Genomic DNA, 23,481 nt, shown 5'->3' with positions numbered 1-23,481 from the left:
CTGAAATCAGCGGGAGTCTAGCCGTGGGCGGTGCACTATCAAGGTGACTGCCGCCGTCGTACATGACAGTGCGATGACGCTGAACGCCAAAGCCGGCCACCCAAACGCCTGAAAGGCAAGCCCGCCGGCCCAACCGATGACGCTGGAACCCAGGTAGTAGGACAGGTTGTACAGGGACGCTGCCTGCGCCCGGCCAGTGGTGGCAATAGCTCCCGTCCATCCGGACCCAACGCTATGGGCGGCGAAGAAGCCGCCAGTGAAGATCACCAGCCCGGCAAGGGTGGCTGCGAGGTTCTCCACCAACGTCATTGCCAAGCCCGCCGACATGATGGCAATACCTGCCACCAGGACGTTCCGCCGACCGAACCTGGTGGTCAGCCCCGCGGCCCATCGTGAGCTGATGGTCCCGGATAGGTACGCAAGGAAAATAAGGCTGACTACGGTGGCAGGAAGTCCAAAAGGTTCGGCATGCAATCGGAATCCGAGGTAGTTGTAAACGGCAACAAAGCCACCCATGAGCAGGAAGGCCTGCAGGTACAGCGACAGCAACTTGGGATTACTCGAGTGCCGGCCGAGGGTTCGAAGGGCGCCACGAAATCCCATGGGCGGGGCGGGACTGAACCGGCGTTGCTTGGGAACAAGAACCAGGAACAAGACTGCTGAAACGGTGGCCAGCAGGGAAACAGCCAGCGCCGCGGCGCGCCACCCCCAAAGTTCTCCAACAGGTCCGGCGACCAGACGCCCGGCCAAACCACCCAAGGTAGTTCCGGCAACGTAGGTTCCAGCGGCGAGGGCCGTATGGATCTTAGTAACTTCCTCATTGAGGTAAGCGATGGCGATGGCCGGGATTCCGCCCAGGGCCATACCTTCCAGAGTTCGGAGCCCCAGCAGCCAGGGCACAGTGGGCGCCAGAGGCACCAGCAACCCCAACAGCGTGGCGACGGCGATGCCGATGGCCATGGCGCGGACCCGGCCAATCCTGTCAGCCACAAAGGACCACGGCAGCACAGTGGATGCCAAGCCCACAGTGGCGAGGGAAATGCTCAACGCCGCTTCGGCCGCCGTGATCCGGAGGTCCGCGGCCATGAGTGGAAGTACGGCCTGCGTGGAGTACAACTGCGCGAAGGTCGCAACCCCGGCAAGCGCCAAAGCGGCTAGGACGCGACTATAGCCGCGGGAACCTTTGACGTGTCCGTCCCAGGAGTCGGTGCTGGGCTTGGAGGCTGCTTTGCTCACCGAGCCAGATTAGGGCTGGGTGGACACCATGTTCCAATGCATAGGTCACTTAGGATTGATGCAATGGTGCATGAATTGATCCTGCCAATAATGGAGCTTTATGGAACCCGATCACCAACAGCTCGTTCAACTGCTCCCTCTGCTGCCTGTCTTGGCGGAACTCGGCCGGACGGAACACATGACCGAAACAGCCGAGATCCTCGGCGTTCCACAGTCGACAGTGAGCAGGGCCGTTGCACGGGCCAGCGCCATCGTGGGGATGGACCTGCTGATCCGCGAGGGTCGTGGCATTCGCCTGACACCGGCCGCGCGGACGCTGCTGCCCTACATCGAAGCAGCGCTGGAGGACTTCCAAGCCGGGCTGGACAGGGTGCGGCACGAATCTGACGTTGTGAGGGGCAGGATCGGGGTTTCGTTCCAACACACCTTCGGTGAAGCCACCCTTCCCTTGCTCATCAGCGCCTTCCGCGCCCACCACCCGCACACGGTGTTCGAACTCTGGCAGGGTCCACGCGACGATTGCCTGAGGCAGCTGGCTAACGGGGACATGGATTTCGCGTTGACGGCACCCATCGCGCCGGAGGGCCGGGGCATTCATGCTCTGCCCTTGTACCGCGAGCCATTGCGCGCGGTGCTGCACTACCGGCACCCTCTGGCCGGAAAGTCCAGCGTCCGCCTCTCCGAACTCCGGCACGAACCGTACATCACACTCCCGGAGGGGGTGGGCCTTCGGGCGTTGGGTGAAGCGCTCCTGCGCGAAGCCGGATTCAGGCCGCGGATCGCTTTTGAAGTCCAGGAGTCCACCTCTGCCCGTGGATTGGTCTCGGCCGGGCTGGGCTTTAGCATTCTTCCGCCAGCGGGACCCGGTTCAGGGACCGGCCAGTTCCTTCCCGAGGCCGAACTTGGGCTCGTTGAAGTGGCTATCGAATCGGATCTGGCATTCCGGCAGATCGGTATCGCCTGGAGGGAGCGGAGTTTCGAACCGGACGCGGTCAGGCTATTCCGGGAACTGGTGGTCACCGATGGCGGGGACCTGCTGGCCGAACTTGTCAGAGCCCGCTCAGGAACTCCCTGACCACGTCCTTCGCAGATCCTTCCCTGGCCTGCTGCCAGCCGGTCCCTGCCCACAGGTTGAGGCGATGGGGATCACCTGCCGCGGATGATGCAGCCCGGACGGGGCTGGTGAGGTGGTGGATGGCCGGATAACCCTCCGGCGCGTCCTGATGGTCGCGGACGAATTCATTGACCAGCGAACGTGCCCAGCGCCCCGTGAATGCCCGGGTCATTGCTGTCTCCGTAAATCCGGGGTCGCCCAGCGCGTCCTTGTGCGGTTTCCGTGCACCGCTCTCGTCAGTCCGAACCAGGGCGGTCCCGACTTGCGCTGCTACCGCGCCAGCGGCCAGCACGTCGCGCAGCACTGCGGTATTCATGATGGCTCCGGCAGCGATGAGGGGAAGTCCGACGGCGGCACGCACCTGGGCCACCAGCTCCGCCGTCGTACGGGCTGCTTGTCCCCGCTGGCCAGGCAGGAAGGCTGCCGTGTGTCCGCCTGCGGAGCTGTGCTGCACTGCGATGGCATCGGGGCCCTCCTCTGCAGCCGCAAGAGCTTCGTCAACACTGGTAACACTCGAAATGACCCGGCTGCCTGCTTTTTGCAGGGCCTGGACCACCGGCTTTCCCGGCAGGCCGAAAGCGAAGCTCACAAACTCCACGGGGTCGGCCAGCAGGGCATCGATCTTGTCCTGCCAGGCGTCGTCGTCATCGAGCCGGAGGGGAGGTAGCGTCACGCCGTAACGGGCCGCCTCGGGTTCCAGTTCCGCCCGGTATGCCTCAAGTTCCGCCCGTGCTTCAGGACCGGGCGGGAGCTGGCGTGGGTCCGGTACGAATACGTTCATACCAAACGGAATATTGAGTTCCCGCGTGGCAGCAATTTCAGCCGTCATGGCTGCGGGGCTCTTGTAGCCGGCAGCAATGAAACCCAGGCCACCGCCCTCATGAACTGCTTCCAGCAGTGCCGGCGTGGAGGTTCCCCCGGCCATGGGAGCTGCAACGAACGGTGTACCAAACAGGGATTCAGGCATGTGCGGTTTCTCCTCCGGACGCTCCAAGCTAGTCTTTCACGGTGAACAATCCTGACTCTGCCACGCATTCCCACGCCGCCCCGGAAGCCGTGAGCGGCACTGTCATCGGCCTCGACATCGGCGGCACGAAAACCCGCGGCGTGCGGTTCCTCAACGGATCGCCGGTCCGGGATGAGAGCGCAGGCAGCTCCAACGTCCAAAACGTTAGCCGGGAAGTAGCCGCAGCGAACCTCGCTGAGTTGTTCGGGAAAATCGGTGGCGGCCACATTGACCAGGTGTACGCCGGTGCAGGGGGGATCGATACGGACGAAGACGCCCAGGCGCTCGCCGACCTCATCGCACCGCACGCCCCAGGTGCCCGCATCACGGTGGTTCACGATTCACGGCTGTTGCTGGCGGCCGGGGGAGCGGGCACGGGCGTCGCGGTCATTGCCGGGACCGGCTCGGCCGCGTGGGGAAAGAACGACGCCGGCGAGGAAGCCCGGGCAGGTGGCTGGGGCTATCTCCTGGGCGACGAAGGAAGCGGCTACTGGCTGGGGCGCGAGGCCGTTCGGCACAGCCTGCGCCGGATGAACCAGGGCCTGGAGCCTGACCGGCTCAGCCGTGCACTGTTGGACTCCGTCGGTGTGGAGGAACCCGGCAAGCTGATCGCACTGTTCCACTCCCCGGACACCGGCCGCCGCTACTGGGCGCAGCAGGCCCGGTTGGTAGTGGAAGCCGCCGACGCCGGTGACGACATGAGTCGGGCACTAGTGGAGCAAGCAGGCCGCGACTTGGCTGAACTCGCCGAACAGGCCGTCCGTCAACTGGGCCTGGACGGTCCAGTGATCCTCGGCAGCGGACTTGGCATGAACGTCCCGCGGCTCCAGGAAGCGTTCAAGGCCAGGCTGGCCCAAAATGGCATTACTGATGTGCGCATTCTTCAACAGGATCCCGTGTTCGGCGTCCCGCGGCTCGTAGCGGAGCAGCGGGACTAGCCGTACAAAACTTAGCCGCGGGTTCGTGGCCGTAGCTTGACGCCTGGGAGCGGCGGGGCGGGAATACGGCCAGCCTCCGGTCCTGCATCAGGACCATGCCCGGGGACGAAGCCGAAGCGTGAGCTGGCGGCAGCTTCGTCGTCGAGCGATCCTTCGGCTTCCCACTCCTCACGGGCCTTTTCCACTTCCTCATGCGTCCTTCCCACGAAGTTCCACCACATAAGCAGGTCTTCGCCGAACGGTTCGCCGCCGAGAAGCATGAAGCGGGTGTCTGGTTGCGCTTGGACGGCAAGGCTGGATCTACCGGCCCCCAAGTAGGCCAGGGGACCAGCTTCGATGTCCTGGCCATCGATCACGACGTGGCCATCCAGGACCAGTACGGCGTGCTCAAAATCGGGCCGCAACGGCAATTCGAGGGACCCTGTGCCTGTGATGTCGGCTCCAACAATCGGGCTGAACATCGTGGCGGGGGAGCGCTGTCCGGCGAATTCGCCCACCATCACGGTGGCCGTAAAGCCTTCGCCCACAGCTACCGGCAGGTCCCTCACCTGTTCAAACGACGGCGCACGGTGCCTGTGCTCGTCCGGAAGGGCAACCCACAGCTGGAGTCCTCGGGACATCGGAATTTCTTCCACCAGCGGACTGGACCCGGTCTCGGTCGTGGCCGGAAGGACGGAGAACTCGGAATGGGAGATGCCATGGCCCGCCGTCATGATGTTCAGCTCGCCGGGCCGGACCACTACATCGCTGCCTACGCTGTCGCGGTGCCGTACGGCGCCTTCCATGGGCCAAGTGACCGTTTGAAGTCCGCAATGAGGGTGGGGGAGTACGCTCATAGCCACGCGGTCAGGCCCGAAACTATCCAGGAAACACCAAGCACCCACAGTTGGCAGCCCCCGCTGGGGCAGAGTCCTCATGACGTTCATGGCGCGCACGCCGCCCAAAGGAACCTCGCGCTCGGGCCACAGCTGAACGCAGGGACCTTGACCTTCCGGTGCCGCGGGGCAGACTTCCTGTGCGGGGGAAGTATCAAGATTGGTCATGTGATCATCACCTGTGCATAAATGTTGGAAATTGAGCTAATCTGTTCCACGTGAACAACGCCCTCTTGAGGTACCACGACGCCGTCCTTTACCGTTCGGGTGAACCGTATCGCATCCTCGCCGGAGCCATCCACTACTTCCGTGTTCACCCGGATCTGTGGCAGGACCGGCTGCGTCGACTTAAGGCGATGGGCGCCAACACGGTGGATACATATGTTGCCTGGAACTTCCACCAGCCTAAGCGCGAGGAGGCGCCGGACTTCAGTGGTTGGCGGGACTTGGGCGGTTTCATTGACCTCGCGGCCGAGGAGGGGCTCGACGTCATTGTCCGCCCGGGACCGTATATCTGCGCCGAGTGGGACAACGGCGGCTTCCCGGCCTGGCTGACCGGCACTCCCGGCATCGGCCTGCGCTGCATGGACCCGATGTTCACCGGTGCCATCGAGGAGTGGTTCGATCAGCTCCTCCCGATCATCGCTTCACGGCAGGCGTCCGCGGGTGGTCCGGTGGTGGCCGTGCAGATTGAAAACGAATACGGCAGCTACGGCGATGATCACGAGTACATCCGCTGGAATCGACGCGTCCTGGAAGAGGGAGGCATCACGGAGCTCCTGTTCACGGCCGACGGCGGTACGGACTATTTCCTCGACGGCGGTTCCATCGAGGGAACCTGGGCGACCGCAACACTGGGGAGCCGGGGCGACGAAGCGGTGGCCACCTGGCGGCGACGCCGGCCCGGCGAGCCGTTCTTCAACGTTGAGTTCTGGGGCGGTTGGTTCGATCATTGGGGTGAACACCATCACCGCCGGGACGCCGAGGATGCAGCGCTGGAAGCACGGAAGATGCTCGATCTCGGTGGCTCACTCTGCGCCTACATGGCCCACGGCGGGAGCAACTTCGGCCTGACTTCCGGCAGCAATCACGACGGCGTCATGCTGCAGCCAACGGTTACCAGCTACGACTCAGACGCGCCCATCGCAGAGAACGGCGCCCTGACGCCCAAGTTCCATGCTTTCCGCAGGGAGTTCTTCCGGGCACAGGGCGTAGAAGAGCTACCCGACCTCCCTCTGGAGTTGTTGGCTGACGCACCGGTACTTCCGGCGCAGTCCTTGCCTTTGACCGCGGGCCCGGACCTGCTGGAGCTTGTGCGGGAAGCCGGCAAACCTGTCAGCAGCGTGAGGCCACTGAGCTTCGAACAGCTGGGACTCGACGCCGGCATGGTCCTCTACGCCGCGGAAGCCATCCTTCCTGGCCGTTCCGGTGCTCCCTCTGAGAGCCGGCTAAAGATCACTGGCCTCAATGACCGCGCCTACGTGTGGGTGGATGGCACCTTTGCCGGTGTCCTGGATGATGTCAACGGTGCCGAAGGTTTGCCCGTAAGGGGCGCGGGCACCCCCGCCAAGCTTGAAATTCTGGTGGAGAACCTCGGCCGCATCAACTACGGACCCCTGACGGGTCATGGGAAGGGAATCTTAGGCGGCGTCCTCGTCAACCAGCGCTACACCTTCCACTGGACGCAGACACCTGTTGCCCTCGCGGACTGGACGCAGGAAGACCTCGCGGGGTTGGCAGGCGTTGACTTCGAGGTCGGGCAACCGGCCGACACTTACATTGCCTTGCCCGACTCCGGGAAGGGCTTCGTCTGGCTCAATGGCTTCCTCCTGGGCAGGTACTGGGAGAAGGGTCCACAGGTGACGCTCTACGCACCCGCTCCTCTGCTTAAAACCGGCCGAAACAGCATTAAGGTGCTGGAACTGGGGAACGCGGGGACCGTCGTCGAACTTCGCGAAGCGCCTGACCTGGGTCCCGTAGAAGCGGGCCCGATCGCGGCGGCCGACCTTCCGTAGAGTCTGGCGCCCCAGCATTTATGCTGACTTCATGACGCTGCAGTTCGATACCCGCCCAGCCGCTTACGCCGTGATTGTCCAGGAGGACAAGATCCTTCTGGCGTATTGGAAGCAGGACGGCAAGGAAGGATGGACGCTACCGGGCGGAGGCCTGGATCTGGCAGAACATCCGGTGGACGGCTGCAGGCGTGAAGTCTTCGAGGAAACCGGATATGAAGCGCGCATTGACCGCATGCTGGGTATCGACGTCGGCCATTGGCCTGCTGACATCCGCCCCGATGGTTCGGTAAAGGACTTTCAGGCCCTCCGACTGGTCTACGAGGCAACGGTGGTAGGCGGGGAACTGACCCACGAGGTGGACGGCAGCACCACGCACGCCGCCTGGATACCCCTCAAGGACATCGGGAAACTTAACAGGGTGTCGTTGGTGGACACGGCACTGCGCCTGCAGCGGGAGCGGCCCGCCGACGGGAAGCTGAGCTAAGCCAAACGGAAGCTGAGCCAAACGGAAGCTGAGCGATACGGCCTAGCCAAAAGGGCACGATGTTGGCTACGCTGAACATCGTTGCCGGCCCACCAGCTGCCGGCCTGGATGCCGAGGAGGTGGATTTGATGATTGCCACGATCTTGCGCGCCCCGCACTCAGTTGCGGCGCGCCGTCATCAGCCCACCATTCCTGCCCCGGCATTAGCCTGCCAAAACTAGGCGGCCGGGCCTCCTCAGAGGCTTTTCATTGAACACTTACGCTTCTTCAAGCGACCCTTCTTTTAGTTCCACCGAGTCTTTTAGTTCCACAGAGCAGCTGTCCACTGACCAATTTTACGGACCAGTGCAATACGGCTTTACCGACAAAACCGCAGAGCTTTTCCGCGTCCACGGCGTCCCGGAGAACCAGGAAACAGCCACCCCCGGACGCGTAGTGCGCCTGGACAGGAACCGGGTGCTCGTCGCCTCGGCCGAAAGTCTCCTGCATTTGCCCTATCCCACCCATGGGCTTGTTCCGGCCACCGGGGACTGGGTATGGCTCGGCCACAACAACGCTGGCGAGCCTGCCGTCGTCGAGGTCCTTCCCCGCCATTCAGCGTTGAGCCGCAAACGAGCCTTCGAAGCCTCGTCGGAGGAACAGATACTGGGCAGCAACATCGACATTGTTGCGGTGGTGGTCCCTGTGGACCGTCCGCTGACCCACAACCGACTTGAACGAACGTTGGTGGCTGCGTGGGATTCCGGTGCCACACCGCTCGTGGTTATCACCAAGGCTGACCTGGCCCACCTCGCGGACGATGTCGTGGGGGAGGTCATCCTTCAGGCCGCGGGCGTTGACGTCGTTACCACCTCCGCGGAGCAGGGCGATGGCCTCGACGAATTGATGCAGCGAATTCCTCAAGGCGCCACCTTGGTTCTCCTGGGTCCTTCCGGTGCCGGGAAATCGACGCTTATCAACGCCCTCGCGGGGCGTGAGCTCCAGCAGACAGGCGAGGTCCGGGCAGGCGACGGCAAGGGCAAACACACCACCACCTCAAGGGAGTTGGTACCTCTGGCGGGCGGCTCCGTGCTTATGGATACGCCGGGAGTCCGAGGGTTCGGGCTCTTCGACGCCGACGAGGGCATGGACGAGATGTTCGGCGACCTGGAGGAACTTTTCTCCCGGTGCCGCTTCACGGACTGCGCCCACCAAGCAGAGCCGGGATGCGCTGTCCAGGAAGCGCTCGCGGAGGAAATCCTTGATCCCAGGCGCTGGGCCAGCTACTTGAAGCTGCAACGCGAGCTGGCGGCCTTGGCCAGGAAACATGATGCGGCGGCCCGTCGTGCGTATCAGCGGGAATGGCACCAGAAGGTGATGTCAGCGGATCGAGGCCAGCGTGCAGCGGAACGTTACAAGCACGACCAGGCTGAGGAACGGGGCGGGAAGGGAAGCAAGCGACGTAAACGCTGAACATTGCCGATTCATTACGGAACTCGTGGCGACGCTGACATCGTCGGTGGTGCTGGCTACGCTGGGTGAAGATTGCTTTGCAGCCAAGTAATAAGAGTGCATATGATCATCTGGCTCTACCGATGTTCTCTACCACAGATAGGTAAGTCCGGGTATGGCCGAAGCCATGATTGAGTTCAAGAGCGTCACCAAGAAATACCAGGGCGGGCAACCGGCGGTGGACGCCCTCACCATGTCCATCGACAAGGGCGCCATAACCGTGTTTGTTGGCCCTTCGGGCTGCGGTAAAACGACTTCCCTGCGCATGATCAACCGGATGGTGGAGCCCACCAGCGGAACCATCACTGTTGCAGGGGAAGATGTCTCGCAGGTTCCCGCGGCCAAGCTCCGGCGTTCCATGGGCTACGTCATGCAGTCATCGGGCCTTCTTCCGCACCGCTCTGTACTGGACAACATCGCCACCGTTCCACGGCTCAACGGCGTGCCCAAGGCAGCGGCGCGGAAGCGCGCTGCGGAACTGCTCGACGTCGTCGGGCTGGCTTCCGTCCTCGGCAAGCGGTACCCGTCACAACTCTCGGGTGGTCAGCAGCAGCGCGTCGGAGTTGCCCGGGCGCTCGCTGCTGACCCGCCGGTCCTGCTGATGGACGAACCCTTCAGCGCAGTGGATCCGGTGGTCCGTGACGAACTGCAGCAGGAACTTTTGCGTCTGCAGCGTGAACTTGCCAAGACCATTGTGTTTGTCACGCACGACATCGATGAAGCCACTGTTCTTGGCGACAAAGTGGCTGTCTTCGCCGTGGGGGGCAAACTGGCGCAGTACGCGGCTCCGGAAGAGATTCTTCGGGCGCCTGCGAATGACTTCGTGGCCTCCTTCGTGGGACGGGACCGGGGCTTCCGGCACCTTGCCTTCAACGCCGCAGACGCCGTGACCTTGCACCCTGTCACCATGGTGAGTCCCTCCGACGGCCACCACGCGGGCCGCCAATCGGGGGAGTGGGCGCTGGTTGTCGACGACGATTCGCGGCCGCTCGGGTGGTCTTCACCGCGGGATGGTGCCGGGTTGATTCCGGGAGGTTCGCTGTTCCGCAAGGGAGATACTCTGCGTCGCGCGCTGGATGCGGCGTTGTCGTCGCCGTCGGGCCTTGGCGTTGCGGTGGACGACGACGGGCGGGTGGCCGGAGTCCTGAAGGCGCCGGAAGTGCTGGCACTTATCGAAGAAGTCCGCCACCACAGGGAGGACGCCACCTGATGGAGTGGTTCCTTGCCAACAGTGGCATGGTCCTGGGGCTGGCCGGTCAGCACATGGTGCTCGCCATCATTCCCATGATCCTTGGACTGCTGATTTCGGTTCCCCTGGCCCAGCTGGCCAGGCGCAACAGCACACTCAGGTCGGTGGTGGCAACAGCCACCTCCTTGCTGTACACCATTCCCTCACTGGCCCTTTTCATCATTCTTCCCACCATTCTTGGCACGCGCATCCTGGATCCACTGAACGTGGTGGTCGCACTGACCATTTATGCAGTGGCACTGCTGGTCCGTGCCGCGATGGACGCCTTCGACTCCGTGGATGACGACCTCCGAAATGCTGCCGTTGCCATGGGTTTCAAGCCACTGGCCCGCTTCTTCCAAGTGGACCTTCCGTTGTCATTGCCTGTGCTGTTCGCAGGACTTCGGGTGGTGTCAGTCAGCAATATCTCCCTGGTGAGCGTTGCTGCCCTCCTGGGAGTAGGCAACCTAGGCGTCCTGTTTACTGACGGCCTGCAGCGTACGTTCATTACTGAAGTTGTGGTGGGCATCATCGCGATTCTGGTGCTGGCCCTCCTGATGGACGCAGTTCTGGTGGTCTTGGAGCGGCTCTTGACGCCGTGGACCCGTGCGGCAGGTGGAAGCTCATCGCGTCCGGACGCCAACGCCATGCTCACCGAGCCCAAAGCGGGACCTGTCAAGCCGCACGCGAGCCTCCGCCCCGACCCGGGAGCCTCCGCATGAACATCTTTGCTGAAACCATCGCCTGGCTGACAAACCCCAAGAACTGGACCGGCAGCGGTGGGATCCCCACCCGCTTGTTGGAGCACCTGCAGTACAGCGCGCTGGTGCTGCTCATCGCTGCCGCCATTGCAGTGCCAATCGGTCTCTACATCGGGCACACCGGCCGCGGCCGCGTTGTGGCAGTGGCCGTTGCCGGAGCATTGCGTGCCCTTCCGACACTCGGGTTGCTGGTCCTCTTCGCGTTGCTCGCCGGTAGTGGCCTGATGCCTCCCGTGTGGGCGCTGGTCATCCTCACGGTGCCGCCGCTGCTGGCCGGGACCTATGCCGGCATTTCCAGCGTTGATGCCACCGTTGTGGACGCTGCCCGGGCAATGGGCATGAGCGAACTTCAGATCCTCTTCCGGGTGGAAGTGCCCAACGGACTGCAGGTGATGTTCGGTGGTATCCGCACCGCGGTTCTACAAGTCATCGCAACAGTCTCCGTGGTTGCCTACCTTCCCTTAGGTGGGCTTGGCCGGTACTTGTTCGACGGCCTCGTCCTGCAGGATTTCCCTAGGATGCTCGGAGGCTCCCTGCTTATCGCCGGGTTGGCCATCGCTGTGGACCTGATCCTCGCCGGCGTGCAGAGGCTTGTCATCTCTCCCGGCCTGACCCTCGAATCAAGCGGCCGCCAGAAGGCAGCCGACGATCTCACAGCCACGGTTCCTGCCGGGGCTGCCGTTCAAGGAGGTACACCATGAAAAACCCCGTCCCCATGACCCTTACGCGCCGTGGTCTCGGAGGCCTCGCCGCTGGACTGGGTGTGGCTCTCGCGTTGAGCGCCTGTGGCGGCAGTCCCTTGGCCACGCCTTCCACCGCGGCACCCAGCGGTTCCGCCGCGGCTGGGCCACTGGTGGTTGGTTCGGCAGACTTCCCGGAGAGCCAGGTCATCGCAGAGATCTATGTTGGCGCCCTCAACGCAGCTGGTCTCACAGCCACGTCCAAGCCGAACATCGGCTCGCGCGAGATCTACTTCAAGGCCGTCCAGGACGGTTCCGTGGACCTCGTCCCGGATTACTCCGGCAACCTTCTCTCCTACGTGGACACCGAGGCTACTGAGGTTTCTGCCGAGGACGTCTACAAGGCGCTCCCGGGCAAGCTTCCTGATGGCCTCGCAGTCTTGGAGCCGGCCAAAGCCGAGTCCAAGGACGCCATGGTGGTCACCAAGGCCACGGCGGAGAAGTATCAGCTGAAGTCCATCGAGGACCTGGCCAAAGTCTGCAAGGACTTCACCATGGCTGCGCCCGCCACGTTTGAGACCCGCGCCTACGGCTTCCCGGGGCTGAAGGCCAACTATGGTTGCGAGCTCAAGGGCCTGCAGCCCTTCAACGACGGCGGTGGCAACCTGACCCTCCAGGCTCTCCTGGAGGACAAGGTTCAGGTGGCGGACATCTACACCACCACGCCGTCCATTGCAGACAACGACCTCGTTGTACTGGAAGACCCGAAGAACAACTTCAAGGCACAGCAGGTCCTGCCGTTGGTCAAGGAAGCCAAGATGACTGACAAGGCCAAGGAAGCACTCAACAACGTCTCCAAGATCCTCACCACGGACGACCTGATCAACCTGAACCGCGCAGTCAGCGGCGACCAGAAGCAGTCACCCAAGGATGCCGCAGCCGCATGGCTGAAGGACAAAGGCATCGTCAAGTAATACCTAAACAAAACCGCGTACGACGGCGGTGACGGACCCGCGTGGGACCGTCACCGCCGTCGTCGTATGTGTGAGTCAAGTCTCAGCTGAACTCCATCACCCGTGTGGCATATTTGAGGGATGGCGAATTTCAAGCAGTCCACCAAGCTTCATAATGTCCTCTACGACATCCGTGGACCGATCCTTCAGGCCGCCCAGCAAATGGAAGCGGAGGGTCACCGGATCCTCAAACTGAATATCGGAAACCCGGCCCCTTTTGGTTTTGAAGCGCCTGACGCCATCTTGGTGGACATGATCCGCCACCTGCCCAACGCTCAGGGCTACAGCGATTCCCGTGGCATTTTCTCGGCCAGGACTGCCGTCTCCCAGTACTACCAGACGCGCGGTATCCAGAACATCCATGTTGACGATATCTACCTCGGCAACGGTGTCAGCGAGCTCATCACCATGTCCCTGATGGCACTTCTGGACGACGGTGACGAAGTGCTGATTCCCACGCCGGACTACCCGCTGTGGACGGCATCGGTGGCACTTGCCGGCGGCCGTCCCGTGCACTACCTCTGCGACGAAGAGTCCGGATGGCAGCCCGATCTTGAGGACATGGAATCCAAGATCACGCCGCGGACCAAGGGCATTGTGGTGATCAACCCCAACAACCCCACAGGCGCCGTCTATCCCGAGGAAACCCTCAAGAAAATCGTTGCGTTGGCAGAGAAACACGGACTGGTTCTCTTCGCGGACGAAATCTACGAAAAAATCCTTTACGAAGATGCAGTTCACGTTAACCTCGCCGGGCTTACCGGTGATGACGTTCTGTGCCTGACATTCAGTGGCCTGTCCAAGGCTTACCGCGTCTGCGGCTACCGCGCAGGCTGGATGGCGATTTCCGGGCCTAAGAAGGATGCTGCTGACTATCTTGAGGGCATCAACCTGCTGGCCAACATGCGCTTGTGTGCCAACGTACCTGCACAGCACGCCATCCAAACCGCCCTCGGCGGTTACCAGAGCATCAACGATCTCATCCTTCCCGGCGGCAGGCTCCTGGAGCAGCGCAACAAGGCCTACGACCTCCTGAACGCGATCCCCGGTGTCAGCACCCAGCAGGCCAGGGGTGCCCTTTATCTGTTCCCGAAGTTGGACCCCGAGGTGTATCACATCAGGGACGACGAGAAGTTCGTGCTGGACCTGTTGAAAGAACAGAAAATTCTGGTCTCCCACGGGCGCGCGTTCAACTGGGTTCGTCCGGATCACTTCCGAATGGTCACCTTGCCCAACGTCAAGGACATCGAAGAAGCCATTGGTCGCATGGCGGACTTCCTGTCGAGGTACCCGGGCAACTAGCCTGAGGTCCATAGCCGCGCCACGGGGGCGCGGCCCGGCAGAAAGGCATGCCGATGGCTGCTGCAGTTGAGTTCGCCAAAAGTCCGGCCGAAGTACTGAGGGTGGGGTCGGGGTTTTCGCTGGCAGGCGTGGACCCTGAGTCCACTCCGGGCTACACCGGCGTGAAAGCTGACGGCAAGGCGCTGCTGGCCGCCCAGGATGATCGGCTTGCGGAACTGCAGGAAAAGCTCTTTGCCGAAGGGAAATTCGGTAGCCTCAAGCGGCTCCTGCTCATTCTTCAGGCCATGGATACCGCGGGCAAAGGCGGCATTGTCAGCCACGTGGTGGGAGCCATGGACCCTCAAGGTGTGCAGCTGACCGCTTTCAAGGCGCCGACGGACGAAGAAAAATCGCACGACTTCCTCTGGCGGATCGAAAAACAAGCCCCTGCCGCCGGAATGGTGGGTGTTTTTGATCGTTCACAGTATGAGGATGTCCTGATCCACCGCGTCCATGGGTGGGCTGATGCCAGCGAACTGGAGCGTCGGTACGCAGCGATCAACGACTTCGAGTCACGTCTGCACGAGCAGGGAACCACCATTGTCAAGGTCATGCTCAACATCAGCAAGGACGAGCAGAAAAAGCGTCTTATCGCCCGCTTGGACGATCCTGGTAAGCACTGGAAATACAGTCGCGGCGACCTCGCGGAACGTGCGTACTGGGATGACTACATGGACGCGTACAGCACTGCGTTTGAGAAGACGTCAACCGACATCGCACCCTGGCACGTGGTGCCCGCCAACAAGAAGTGGTACGCGCGCATCGCCGTCCAGCAACTGCTGTTGGATGCCCTGGGCGGTCTGCAACTGGATTGGCCCAAGGCTGACTTTGATGTCGCCGCTGAGCGTGCCCTCGTGGTGGAGTCCTAAGCCGCGTTTGTCAGGGATATCACGCGGAGCCGGCGGCAGCTCCGCCGTCGCTGTTTGCATCACGGGCCGTGGCCAGACGCTTACGTGCGCCTTCAAGCCAGTCTTCGCAGCGTTTGGCCAGTTCCTCGCCACGCTCCCAAAGCGCCAGCGATTCTTCCAAGCTGGCTCCGCCGGCCTCCAAGCGCCCTACGACGGCCACGAGTTGTTCGCGGGCTTCCTCATAGCTCAAACTGTCCAAGGAATCCGGTGCCGTTGGATTGTTCTCAGTCATGGTGTCCTTTGATGTGGTGGTGAAGGTGGTTTCAGCAGTCTTAGTGTTCGACGAGTTGTCCTTGGCCGGCGGAGATAGCCCTGAAACGGCCCTCAGCTACGCGGACGCTTAGTGGCGTCCCCTCCGGTGCTTCCTCCGGGCTGCTCACCACGTGGTGCCCCGTCTGGTCCTCGCCGAGGAGCTGGACAACGGCATAACCGCGGTCCAGTGTTTTTTGGGGTGAGAGGGCACGGACCTGCGCACGCAAGTGGTGGACTTGGTCCAATGCCCTGAGTACCGCGGTGCTGACCGCAGAATGGGTCCTGCGCTGCAAGCGGTGGATGTCTTCGGAGCGGGCATCCACCATCGAAGCAGGAGTGGCCAATACGGGCCGGGACCTCAGTGCATGGAGTCGATCAGTCTCGCGGTCCACCATGCGGCTGATACTTCGCCGTAGGTGTTCTCTGGCCTGTCGAACCATGGCCAGTTCCTCGGCCACATCCGGGACTATTCGCTTGGCGGCATCCGTAGGCGTTGACGCTCGGAGGTCCGCGACGTCGTCCAGGATGGGACGGTCCGCTTCGTGGCCGATTGCACTAACAATCGGAGTGGTCGCGGCCGAAACGGCTCGAATGAGTTCCTCATTGCTGAACGGCAGGAGATCCTCCAGCGCGCCACCACCGCGGGCGAGGACAATGACGTCAACGTGCGGGTCGGCGTCCAGTTTCTTCAACGCCGCGATGATCTGGGACACGGCGGTGTTGCCTTGGACAGCCACTTCGCGGACGTCAAACTCAACTGCTGGCCAGCGTAACGCAGCATTGCGCATGACGTCCTTCTTGGCGTCGGAATCCCGACCGGTGATGAGGCCGATGCGGTGGGGGAGCAAGGGAAGTTTGCGCTTCCGCGAATCCGCGAACAGTCCCTCGGCTGCCAAAGCTTGGCGAAGCCGTTCGATCCTCGCCAGTAGATCGCCCAGGCCTACCGGACGAATGTCCTTGACGGACATGTTCAAGCGCCCGGTCTTCACCCAGAAGTCCGCCTTGACCAAGGCAACCACCCGGGAACCCCGTTCCAGGGGTATCTTCTGGCGGTCAAGCACCGTTGACCAGACCGATGCGGGAAGTGAAATTTCGGCGTCAACATCACGCAGGGTCAGGAAAGCATTACCGCCCCGGCGGTTCAGTTCGATGACCTGGCCTTCGATCCAGGCGGCCGGAGCCCGCTCTATGTGGGCCTTGAGCTTGCGGGACAGCAACTGCAGGGGCCAGGGGTTGTCAGGGCTGGTTTCAGCGGCAGTCCCCGGCAGCGTGGATTCCGGTGTCGCTTCAGCGGACATGGTGGGTCCATGGCTGGTTCAGTCGCCGTGTTGTTTCCTGCATTGTCATAGTCCTCGCTCAGGGGTGCCGGCTGTGGTTGCCAACCAGCCTTCCAACTCTATCCATAGCTTGGGCGACGCCTCCGACATTTTTGCTGCCATGTGGACAGACCTAGGATGGTGCCATAGCCCCCGAGCCTGAGGATGACCTTGCGTACTTTTGTTTCAGCATTGGGAGTGATCCTCGCCTTAGTCCTTACAGCTGTCGCCTTTCCAACGGCGTGGGTTGACCGGAACATCGTCAAAGAAGAGGGCTTTGTCCGCATAGCAGGTGAACTGGGCAACGATCCGGAATTCCAAAACCGCCTGATTACGTCCGCTCTTGGAACCTTCGAGTCCTCGGTGGATCTTCCGGGACCCATTCAGTCCTTGGCGGCCGATGCACTCCGCAGCGCTGCGTCGGGCATGCAATCGTGGAGCGACTACCCTCAAGCGTGGGAAGAGACAGTACGCAACAGCCACAGGTTGAACTTCGGCGCGGCGAACCAACCTGAGGAGGCCGTCACCACCACTGCCCTGGTCCTTGATATCAGCCCTCTGGTTCGGCTCATTCGTGATCATTTCGCCGAGGCCACCCGGATCCGTGTTGATGTTCCTGCGGAAAGTTTGGTCTCCCTGGGGGAGCCCTCCCACCGCCAACTGGTGGAGCGGGTGGCGGCATTCGCACCCTTGTGGTGGGTAGCCGCGCTCGGTGCCGTGATATCCGTGCTCCTGGCGCTTGTAGCGGCGCGCCGGCGATCCCTGGTATTGGTTTTCCTCGGATTGGGGGGCTTGGCCCTTGCAGCTCTCTGGACAGCCGGGGCGGACCTCGGCGGGGGAGTGATTGGCAATCTGTCCAGCGCAAACGGCGTGGCTGAGCTGTTCAAGCAGGAGTTCCTCACGGCAGCCAGGACAGGCTTCGGGGAATGGATCTTCATAGCAGCGGTGGCGTCCGGTGGAGTCTTTGTGGCCGGCGTCATAGCTTCCGTTGTGTCAGGGCGACGAGGGTCACGTTCGGCCAGCAGCTAAAGTCCGGCCCGATAGCAAGGAGGCAAAGTCCGGCCCGGTAGCATGGAGGAATGACCAGCACAGCAGTTTCCATTCCTATGCCCGCGGTGCCCCGTAGACGCCGGTCTCCGGAAGAGGTGCAGGCGGCGGCGCCCATCACGGGTCCCAAGAAGGTTCTGTTGGCGGCTCCTCGGGGCTATTGCGCCGGCGTGGACCGGGCTGTTATCGCTGTGGAGAAGGCCTTGGAGCACTACGGCCCTCCCGTTTATGTGCGGAAGCAGATCGTTCATAATGTGCATGTGGTCAGCTCCCTGGAGGAACAAGGAGCCATCTTCGTCGAGGAGACCGACGAGGTCCCCGAAGGTGCCCTGGTCATCTTCTCGGCACACGGTGTTTCTCCTGCAGTGGTCCAATCGGCCGAGGACCGTGGATTGCGAACCATCGACGCAACGTGCCCTCTGGTGACTAAGGTCCACAAGGAAGCTGTGCGCTTCGCCAAGGAAGACTACGACATCCTGCTCATCGGCCACGAGGGCCATGAGGAAGTCGAAGGAACCGCCGGTGAGGCCCCGGAGCATATCCAGATCATCAACGGCCCGCACGAGGTAGATAAGGTCACCGTCCGGGATCCGGAGAAGACCATTTGGCTTTCGCAGACCACGCTCAGTGTGGACGAAACGATGGAGACGGTTCGCCTCCTCAAGGACCGGTTCCCCACGCTGCAGGATCCGCCCAGCGATGACATCTGCTATGCCACCACCAACCGTCAGGTGGCCATCAAGAAGATCGCCCCACAGGCTGACCTCGTGATCGTTGTGGGCTCGGCCAACTCTTCGAACTCCGTGCGCCTGGTTGAGGTAGCCCTCGAATATGGTGCCAAGAGTTCGTACCGTGTGGACTTCGCCAACGAAGTGGACGAGTCCTGGTTCGAGGGCGTCGCCACTGTAGGTGTGACATCGGGAGCTTCTGTTCCCGAGGTGCTCGTCAAGGATGTTCTGCGACTCCTGGCCGATTACGGCTACGGCGAAGTTCAGGAAGTGGTGACAGCAGAGGAAGACCTGCTCTTCTCACTTCCCAAGGAACTGCGGGCTACCTTGAAGAAGGCCGGCGACGTGACACGTGCACTTGGCGGCCGCGGAAATCGCTCCACCTCCTAGCTCTGACTTCTTACAAAACTGGCCCGCCGTGGTCGCCTTCCTTCGGAAGGCTTCCACGGCGGGCCAGTTCGTTAAGCGAGCACTTACGCCTACGCAGCTGACTCTTGATCGTCGCTGACCTCGTTGTGACTCGTTGAGGCCTGGTGCCCTGGGGTGTCGACGGCCAGCAGTTCCGGGGCTGCCAAGGCGCGGGGGACAGCCTCCACGGACATGGGAGCGGCAAGACCAGCATCGTCCATGGTGTTGAGCTTGCGTGCGGTCGGAAGTACCCGAGCCTCCAACGTCCCCACCATGGCGTTGTAGCGATCCACGGATGTCTTCAGTGAGCTTCCCAGCTTGCCGACGTTCTCGCCCAGTGTGCCCATTCGCTCGTACAGTTGCTTGGCGAGCTCGAAGAGTTCGTGGGCACTGTCCGTGAGGACGTCCTGTCGCCACGTGAAGGCAACCGACTTGAGGACAGCCAGCAATGTCCCGGGCGACGCCAGAACCACGTTCCTGGACAAGGCATGTTCAAGCAAGGCCGGATCGGCTTCAAGGGCTGACGCCAGAATGGATTCCGCCGGAAGGAAGCAGATCACCAGCTCGGGCGAGTTCCCCGGGATATCCCAGTATTTCTTGGCTGCCAAAGCGTCGATGTGGGCCTTGAGCGCCTTTGCATGCTGAGCCAGCAGTGTCTTGGAATCATGGTTGACAGTTGGTCCCACCGACTCGCCGAATGAGCCGTCGCCATGGAGCTGTTCCTGCGCGGCGAGGTAGGAAGCCAGTGGCACCTTGGCATCCACCACCAGTTGCTTACCGCCGGGAAGCTGAACCACCAGGTCGGGCCGAAGCGTGTTGTCGCTACGTCCGGAATGAACCTGCTCATGGAAATCCACGTGTCGGAGCATCCCCGAGGCCTCCACCACTCTGCGCAGCTGAACCTCGCCCCACTGGCCGCGGGCGCTGTTGGAACGGAGCGCTGAGGCCAAGGCATGGGTTGACCGCAAGAGCTGCTCATCGGACGAACGCGCATCCTGTAATTGTTGGGCGAGTTGCCCGTACTGCTCCACCCTGTCCCGTTCGAGAAGCGAAACCTGTTGCTGGACCGCCGTCAGCTTCTCCGCCACGGGAGCGAGCGCACGCAGGACGCTGCCATCAGAATTCCTTGCTGCGTTCAGCTCACGGTTCTGTGTAAACAAAAGCCGGCGTTCGGCGTCGGCCGCTGCCAGCTGTGCCGTCACCTCCGAAAGCCGTGACGAAACGGCGTCGAAGTCTTCTTCCAGGCCAGCGCCCCGGCGTCGGAAGACGACATAGCCGGCCGCGAGGCCGACCGCAGCGCCAATCAGCAGCATGAGCAGGGCCAATACCAATCCAAATCCATCCATGTGGCAACCCTGTCATAGGGGTACGACAGTTTTAGCGAAGCTGCAGCTGCAGGCACGGATTGGGGGAGTGAACAACCGCGGACACGGCTCCAACGGGTAGAATCAATGCTCGTGGCTCTTACTATTGGCATCGTCGGACTGCCCAACGTCGGCAAATCAACTCTTTTCAACGCACTGACCCGTAATCAGGTGCTCGCTGCGAACTATCCGTTCGCAACGATTGAACCGAACGTCGGAGTGGTCAACCTCCCTGACCCCCGACTGGCGAAGCTGGCGGAGATCTTCGGTTCGCAGAAGTTGCTTCCCGCTCCTGTGTCCTTCGTGGACATCGCCGGCATCGTGAAGGGTGCCTCCGAGGGCGAAGGCCTGGGCAACAAGTTCCTTGCCAATATCCGCGAGGCAGAGGCCATCGCGCAGGTCGTTCGTGTGTTTGACGATCCCGACGTCATCCACGTCGACGGCAAGGTTGATCCGCGCTCCGACATGGAGACCATCAACACCGAGCTGATCCTGGCAGACCTTCAGACCATCGAAAACGCGATCCCGCGTATCGAAAAAGAAGTCAAGATCAAGAAGCGCGAAGCAGCCGAACTCGCCGCCATCAAGGCTGCCCAGGCGGTTCTGGAACGCGGCGACACCATCTTCTCCTCGATCAAGAGCGACAAGCTGGAGATGGGGCACCTCAAGGAGCTCGGACTTCTCACTGCCAAGCCGTTCATCTACGTCTTCAACGCCGATGAAGGCATTCTTGGCGACCAGGAAAAGCAGGACGAGTTGCGTGCCCTGGTTGCTCCAGCAGATGCCGTATTCCTTGACGCCAAGCTCGAAGCCGACCTCGTTGAGCTGGATGAGGAAGAAGCCCGCGAAATGCTGGAAATGAACGGCCAGAGCGAATCCGGCCTGGATCAGCTGGCGCGCGTTGGTTTCCACACCCTTGGCCTGCAGACCTACCTCACGGCCGGTCCCAAGGAAACCCGCGCCTGGACCATTCGGCAGGGCGATACCGCACCGCAGGCTGCCGGCGTGATCCACTCTGATTTCCAGCGCGGCTTCATCAAGGCCGAGGTTGTCTCCTTCGACGACCTCATCGACGCCGGGTCCATGGCCGAGGCAAAGTCCCGCGGCAAGGTCCGCATCGAAGGCAAAGAGTACGTGATGGCCGACGGCGACGTGGTGGAGTTCCGCTTCAACGTCTAGAGCACGAATTTTGAAGGGCCTTGGTTCAACAGAACCGGGGCCCTTTTCTGCGCCAAAATTACTCCTGTCCTGCTGTCAGACAGCGAATGCTACCACTGAGTAACGTTTGACTTGAAATCCGCGCCAGTTTAGGCATGTGGAGGTTGCGGAACGGTTACAGTTTGGCCAGCATGTCCCAACATCCGGACGCAATGTGGGTAGGCTTACACACACATGTAGGCAACGTCACAGTAGGAAACTGTGCCTGTGCCTGGGGGAAATCACGAATTTCCCCTGCTCAACTCCACGACTCATAGGAGGCGGAATGCGTTTCTCGCGCACTTCCAAAGCTCTAGGCGTAGCGGCGATCATCGCCCTCGCAGTGACCGGTTGCGGCGGCGGTGGCGGCAGCAATACGAACAGCTCAGCCGCAACTGACCCGAACAAGGTCATTTCCGCATACAGCAACGAACCGCAGAACCCGCTGCTCCCTGCCAACACCAATGAGGTGTACGGTGGCCGCGTCGTCGAGCTGCTGTTTGAAGGCCTTCGTGCCTACGACTCGGACGGCAAGCCCGTCAACGCGCTGGCGGAGTCGATCGAAACCACCGATTCACAGAACTGGACTATCAAGGTCAAGCCCGGCGCCAAGTTCACCAACGGTGAGGCCATCACGGCCAAGACGTTCGTTGATTCCTGGAACTTCGCCGCACTGAGCACCAACCTCCAGAACAATGGCTTCTTCTTCGAATCCATCGAAGGATACGCCGACGTCAGCGCCGTCACTGAGACCACCAGCGCCGACGGCAAGAAGACCTCGACGCCGGCTCCTACGGCCCAGACCATGTCCGGCCTGGCCGCGACTGACGACCAGACCATCACGGTCAAGCTTGCTCAGCCTGAAGCTGACTGGTCGCTGCGCCTTGGTTACTCCGCCTTCTACCCGCTGCCTTCCGAAGCTCTGAAGGACCCGAAGAAGTTCGGCGAGAACCCGATCGGCAACGGCCCGTACAAGTTCGAGAAGGAAGGTGCCTGGGTACACGACCAGTCCATCTCCCTGGTCAAGAACGCTGACTACACCGGCCCGCGTGCTGCCAAGAACGGTGGCGTGACCTTCAAGTTCTACACGGATCCGGGCCCCGCATACACGGATCTCCAGGCCGACAACCTCGACATCACTGACGTTGTTCCCTCGAACGCTTTGAAGACTTACACCACGGACTTCCAGGACCGTAACTCCACGCGTCCGAACGCCAACAACGCAACGCTGAACATCCCCGGCTACAACCCGAACTTCCAGGGTGAAGCCGGTCTGCTGCGTCGCCAGGCTCTGTCCCACGCCATCAACCGCGAAGAGATCACCAAGGTCATCTTCAACGGCACGCGTACCCCGGCCACCGAGTTCACGGCTCCCGTGCTCGACGGCTACAACGACGCCATCCCCGGTAGCGAAGTTTTGAAGTTCGACGCCCAGAAGGCTAAGGATCTCTGGGCCCAGGCTGAGAAGATCAAGCCTTACGACGGTTCCAAGCCGCTCCTCATCGCCTCCAACACCGATGGTGGCAACAAGGAATGGATCGACGCCGTTGCCAACGGTTTCAAGAACAACCTCGGCATCCAGGCTGAAATCCAGCCGTTCGCGAAGTTCGCTGAAGTCCTGGACCTGCGCAAGTCCCAGTCCCTCCCGGGCCTGACCCGCGCCGGCTGGCAGGGTGACTACCCGTCGCTCTACAACTTCCTCGGACCTGTATGGGCAACCAATGCATCGTCCAACTACGAGAAGTACTCGAACCCCGACTTCGACAAGCTCCTCAAGGAAGGCCTTGCAGCCAAGACTCCGGAAGACGCCAACAAGAAGTTCAACGAGGCACAAGAGGTCCTGTTCAAGGACCTCCCCGGCCTGCCCTTGTGGTACCGGGCAACCCCGATCGTTTGGAGCAACAACGTTGTCTCAGCTGAAACCGGCTGGAACGGCGGCATCCGTTACTTCGACATCGAGGCCAAGTAGTCCTCAGGATCTGAACTTGCCTTAGGGCAGCGGGGGTCCGGCCAAAGCGCCGGGCCCCCCTTGCTTGCTGGGCAGGAAGGCACACATGACACACCAACGCCCGACCACCG

The 23,481-nt window shown here is 61.9% G+C and carries 21 protein-coding genes; 15 read left to right on the top strand and 6 right to left on the bottom strand.

Annotated elements, in window-relative coordinates; translation table 11 throughout:
* Window positions 1-6 precede the first annotated feature (6 nt).
* Entirely contained in the window at window positions 7-1,236 is a 1,230-nt protein-coding gene (locus ACIQTW_RS04345; RefSeq protein ID WP_402934106.1) for an MFS transporter, read from the bottom strand.
* A gap of 100 nt (window positions 1,237-1,336) precedes the next feature.
* Here ACIQTW_RS04345 and ACIQTW_RS04340 point away from each other — a divergent pair, with 100 nt between their 5' ends.
* Window positions 1,337-2,311: a LysR family transcriptional regulator gene (locus ACIQTW_RS04340; RefSeq protein ID WP_402934103.1), complete on the top strand. Its 975-nt coding sequence runs from the start codon at window positions 1,337-1,339 to the stop codon at window positions 2,309-2,311.
* Here the strand turns inward: ACIQTW_RS04340 and ACIQTW_RS04335 are convergent.
* A complete protein-coding gene (locus ACIQTW_RS04335; RefSeq protein WP_402934101.1) occupies window positions 2,286-3,317 on the bottom strand; it encodes a nitronate monooxygenase in 1,032 nt (343 codons plus the stop codon). The two genes, ACIQTW_RS04340 and ACIQTW_RS04335, sit on opposite strands and share 26 nt — an antisense overlap.
* Before the next feature lie 41 nt (window positions 3,318-3,358).
* Here ACIQTW_RS04335 and ACIQTW_RS04330 point away from each other — a divergent pair, with 41 nt between their 5' ends.
* Window positions 3,359-4,294, top strand: coding sequence for an N-acetylglucosamine kinase (locus ACIQTW_RS04330; RefSeq protein ID WP_402934098.1), 936 nt, complete (start codon window positions 3,359-3,361; stop codon window positions 4,292-4,294).
* A gap of 11 nt (window positions 4,295-4,305) precedes the next feature.
* On the opposite strand, the gene ACIQTW_RS04325 is transcribed toward ACIQTW_RS04330, so the two are convergent.
* Window positions 4,306-5,337: a pirin family protein gene (locus tag ACIQTW_RS04325; RefSeq protein ID WP_402934095.1), complete on the bottom strand. Its 1,032-nt coding sequence runs from the start codon at window positions 5,335-5,337 to the stop codon at window positions 4,306-4,308.
* A 50-nt stretch (window positions 5,338-5,387) separates the two neighbouring features.
* Here ACIQTW_RS04325 and ACIQTW_RS04320 point away from each other — a divergent pair, with 50 nt between their 5' ends.
* The 9 genes from ACIQTW_RS04320 to ACIQTW_RS04280 all read left to right on the top strand — a co-directional run bounded on the left by ACIQTW_RS04320 (window position 5,388) and on the right by ACIQTW_RS04280 (window position 15,051).
* Window positions 5,388-7,184, top strand: a complete 1,797-nt coding sequence (locus tag ACIQTW_RS04320; protein WP_402934092.1) for a beta-galactosidase family protein — start codon at window positions 5,388-5,390, stop codon at window positions 7,182-7,184.
* Window positions 7,185-7,215: 31 nt separating this feature from the next.
* On the top strand, window positions 7,216-7,668 hold the full coding sequence (locus tag ACIQTW_RS04315; protein ID WP_402934089.1) for an NUDIX hydrolase: 453 nt from the start codon (window positions 7,216-7,218) through the stop codon (window positions 7,666-7,668).
* Between the two features lie 249 nt (window positions 7,669-7,917).
* Window positions 7,918-9,120, top strand: a complete 1,203-nt coding sequence (gene rsgA / locus ACIQTW_RS04310) for a ribosome small subunit-dependent GTPase A (protein ID WP_402934086.1) — start codon at window positions 7,918-7,920, stop codon at window positions 9,118-9,120.
* A 154-nt stretch (window positions 9,121-9,274) separates the two neighbouring features.
* Entirely contained in the window at window positions 9,275-10,369 is a 1,095-nt protein-coding gene (locus ACIQTW_RS04305; RefSeq protein ID WP_402934083.1) for an ABC transporter ATP-binding protein, read from the top strand.
* Window positions 10,369-11,109 carry an ABC transporter permease gene (locus ACIQTW_RS04300; RefSeq protein WP_402934080.1) on the top strand — a complete coding sequence of 247 codons (741 nt, stop codon included), beginning with the start codon at window positions 10,369-10,371 and terminating at the stop codon, window positions 11,107-11,109. Before ACIQTW_RS04305 ends, ACIQTW_RS04300 begins: the two co-directional genes overlap by 1 nt.
* Window positions 11,106-11,849, top strand: a complete 744-nt coding sequence (locus ACIQTW_RS04295; RefSeq protein WP_402934077.1) for an ABC transporter permease — start codon at window positions 11,106-11,108, stop codon at window positions 11,847-11,849. The genes ACIQTW_RS04300 and ACIQTW_RS04295 overlap by 4 nt, the downstream gene beginning before the upstream one ends.
* The gene (locus ACIQTW_RS04290) at window positions 11,846-12,802 is read left to right on the top strand and encodes an ABC transporter substrate-binding protein (protein WP_402934074.1); all 957 of its coding nucleotides are present in this window, start codon (window positions 11,846-11,848) and stop codon (window positions 12,800-12,802) included. The genes ACIQTW_RS04295 and ACIQTW_RS04290 overlap by 4 nt, the downstream gene beginning before the upstream one ends.
* Window positions 12,803-12,922: 120 nt before the next feature.
* On the top strand, window positions 12,923-14,143 hold the full coding sequence (locus tag ACIQTW_RS04285) for a pyridoxal phosphate-dependent aminotransferase (protein ID WP_017200378.1): 1,221 nt from the start codon (window positions 12,923-12,925) through the stop codon (window positions 14,141-14,143).
* A gap of 53 nt (window positions 14,144-14,196) precedes the next feature.
* Window positions 14,197-15,051 (top strand): polyphosphate kinase 2 family protein, encoded by an 855-nt coding sequence (locus ACIQTW_RS04280; protein WP_402934070.1) that lies wholly within the window; start codon window positions 14,197-14,199, stop codon window positions 15,049-15,051.
* 19 nt (window positions 15,052-15,070) lie between these two features.
* Here ACIQTW_RS04280 and ACIQTW_RS04275 read toward each other — a convergent pair whose 3' ends face one another.
* Together ACIQTW_RS04275 and xseA are read right to left on the bottom strand one after the other, a co-directional pair.
* Window positions 15,071-15,322: an exodeoxyribonuclease VII small subunit gene (locus ACIQTW_RS04275; protein ID WP_402934067.1), complete on the bottom strand. Its 252-nt coding sequence runs from the start codon at window positions 15,320-15,322 to the stop codon at window positions 15,071-15,073.
* A 40-nt stretch (window positions 15,323-15,362) separates the two neighbouring features.
* The gene (gene xseA / locus ACIQTW_RS04270; RefSeq protein WP_402934064.1) at window positions 15,363-16,640 is read right to left on the bottom strand and encodes an exodeoxyribonuclease VII large subunit; all 1,278 of its coding nucleotides are present in this window, start codon (window positions 16,638-16,640) and stop codon (window positions 15,363-15,365) included.
* Window positions 16,641-16,823: 183 nt separating this feature from the next.
* Between xseA and ACIQTW_RS04265 the strand changes: the two genes are divergently transcribed.
* Both ACIQTW_RS04265 and ACIQTW_RS04260 read left to right on the top strand, forming a co-directional pair.
* On the top strand, window positions 16,824-17,687 hold the full coding sequence (locus tag ACIQTW_RS04265) for a hypothetical protein (protein WP_402934061.1): 864 nt from the start codon (window positions 16,824-16,826) through the stop codon (window positions 17,685-17,687).
* 50 nt (window positions 17,688-17,737) lie between these two features.
* Window positions 17,738-18,823: a 4-hydroxy-3-methylbut-2-enyl diphosphate reductase gene (locus ACIQTW_RS04260; RefSeq protein ID WP_402934058.1), complete on the top strand. Its 1,086-nt coding sequence runs from the start codon at window positions 17,738-17,740 to the stop codon at window positions 18,821-18,823.
* A gap of 89 nt (window positions 18,824-18,912) precedes the next feature.
* Here ACIQTW_RS04260 and rmuC read toward each other — a convergent pair whose 3' ends face one another.
* Complete coding sequence (rmuC, locus tag ACIQTW_RS04255) at window positions 18,913-20,187, bottom strand: DNA recombination protein RmuC (RefSeq protein ID WP_402934055.1); 1,275 nt, start codon at window positions 20,185-20,187, stop codon at window positions 18,913-18,915.
* Between the two features lie 111 nt (window positions 20,188-20,298).
* Here rmuC and ychF point away from each other — a divergent pair, with 111 nt between their 5' ends.
* Together ychF and ACIQTW_RS04245 are read left to right on the top strand one after the other, a co-directional pair.
* Window positions 20,299-21,384: a redox-regulated ATPase YchF gene (gene ychF / locus ACIQTW_RS04250; RefSeq protein ID WP_026005753.1), complete on the top strand. Its 1,086-nt coding sequence runs from the start codon at window positions 20,299-20,301 to the stop codon at window positions 21,382-21,384.
* 304 nt (window positions 21,385-21,688) lie between these two features.
* Entirely contained in the window at window positions 21,689-23,371 is a 1,683-nt protein-coding gene (locus ACIQTW_RS04245; protein WP_402934051.1) for an ABC transporter substrate-binding protein, read from the top strand.
* Window positions 23,372-23,481 lie beyond the last annotated feature (110 nt).

Origin of the sequence: Paenarthrobacter sp. NPDC090517 (assembly GCF_044769165.1) — a bacterium.
Classification (GTDB): Bacteria; Actinomycetota; Actinomycetes; order Actinomycetales; family Micrococcaceae; genus Arthrobacter.
The sequence above is the reverse complement of the archived record's forward strand: the minus strand, read 5'-3'. Positions and strand labels throughout refer to the sequence as shown.

Coding starts and splice junctions, on each gene's coding strand:
- ACIQTW_RS04340 (WP_402934103.1), top strand. CDS start 1,337: ATGGAACCCGATCACCAACAGCTCGTTCAACTGCTCCCTCTGCTGCCT.
- ACIQTW_RS04300 (WP_402934080.1), top strand. CDS start 10,369: ATGGAGTGGTTCCTTGCCAACAGTGGCATGGTCCTGGGGCTGGCCGGT.
- ACIQTW_RS04295 (WP_402934077.1), top strand. CDS start 11,106: ATGAACATCTTTGCTGAAACCATCGCCTGGCTGACAAACCCCAAGAAC.
- ACIQTW_RS04280 (WP_402934070.1), top strand. CDS start 14,197: ATGGCTGCTGCAGTTGAGTTCGCCAAAAGTCCGGCCGAAGTACTGAGG.
- ACIQTW_RS04335 (WP_402934101.1), bottom strand. CDS start 3,317: ATGCCTGAATCCCTGTTTGGTACACCGTTCGTTGCAGCTCCCATGGCC.
- xseA (WP_402934064.1), bottom strand. CDS start 16,640: ATGTCCGCTGAAGCGACACCGGAATCCACGCTGCCGGGGACTGCCGCT.
- ACIQTW_RS04290 (WP_402934074.1), top strand. CDS start 11,846: ATGAAAAACCCCGTCCCCATGACCCTTACGCGCCGTGGTCTCGGAGGC.
- ACIQTW_RS04260 (WP_402934058.1), top strand. CDS start 17,738: ATGACCAGCACAGCAGTTTCCATTCCTATGCCCGCGGTGCCCCGTAGA.
- ACIQTW_RS04305 (WP_402934083.1), top strand. CDS start 9,275: ATGGCCGAAGCCATGATTGAGTTCAAGAGCGTCACCAAGAAATACCAG.
- ACIQTW_RS04285 (WP_017200378.1), top strand. CDS start 12,923: ATGGCGAATTTCAAGCAGTCCACCAAGCTTCATAATGTCCTCTACGAC.
- ACIQTW_RS04325 (WP_402934095.1), bottom strand. CDS start 5,337: ATGACCAATCTTGATACTTCCCCCGCACAGGAAGTCTGCCCCGCGGCA.
- ACIQTW_RS04275 (WP_402934067.1), bottom strand. CDS start 15,322: ATGACTGAGAACAATCCAACGGCACCGGATTCCTTGGACAGTTTGAGC.
- ACIQTW_RS04265 (WP_402934061.1), top strand. CDS start 16,824: ATGACCTTGCGTACTTTTGTTTCAGCATTGGGAGTGATCCTCGCCTTA.
- ACIQTW_RS04245 (WP_402934051.1), top strand. CDS start 21,689: ATGCGTTTCTCGCGCACTTCCAAAGCTCTAGGCGTAGCGGCGATCATC.
- ACIQTW_RS04315 (WP_402934089.1), top strand. CDS start 7,216: ATGACGCTGCAGTTCGATACCCGCCCAGCCGCTTACGCCGTGATTGTC.
- rmuC (WP_402934055.1), bottom strand. CDS start 20,187: ATGGATGGATTTGGATTGGTATTGGCCCTGCTCATGCTGCTGATTGGC.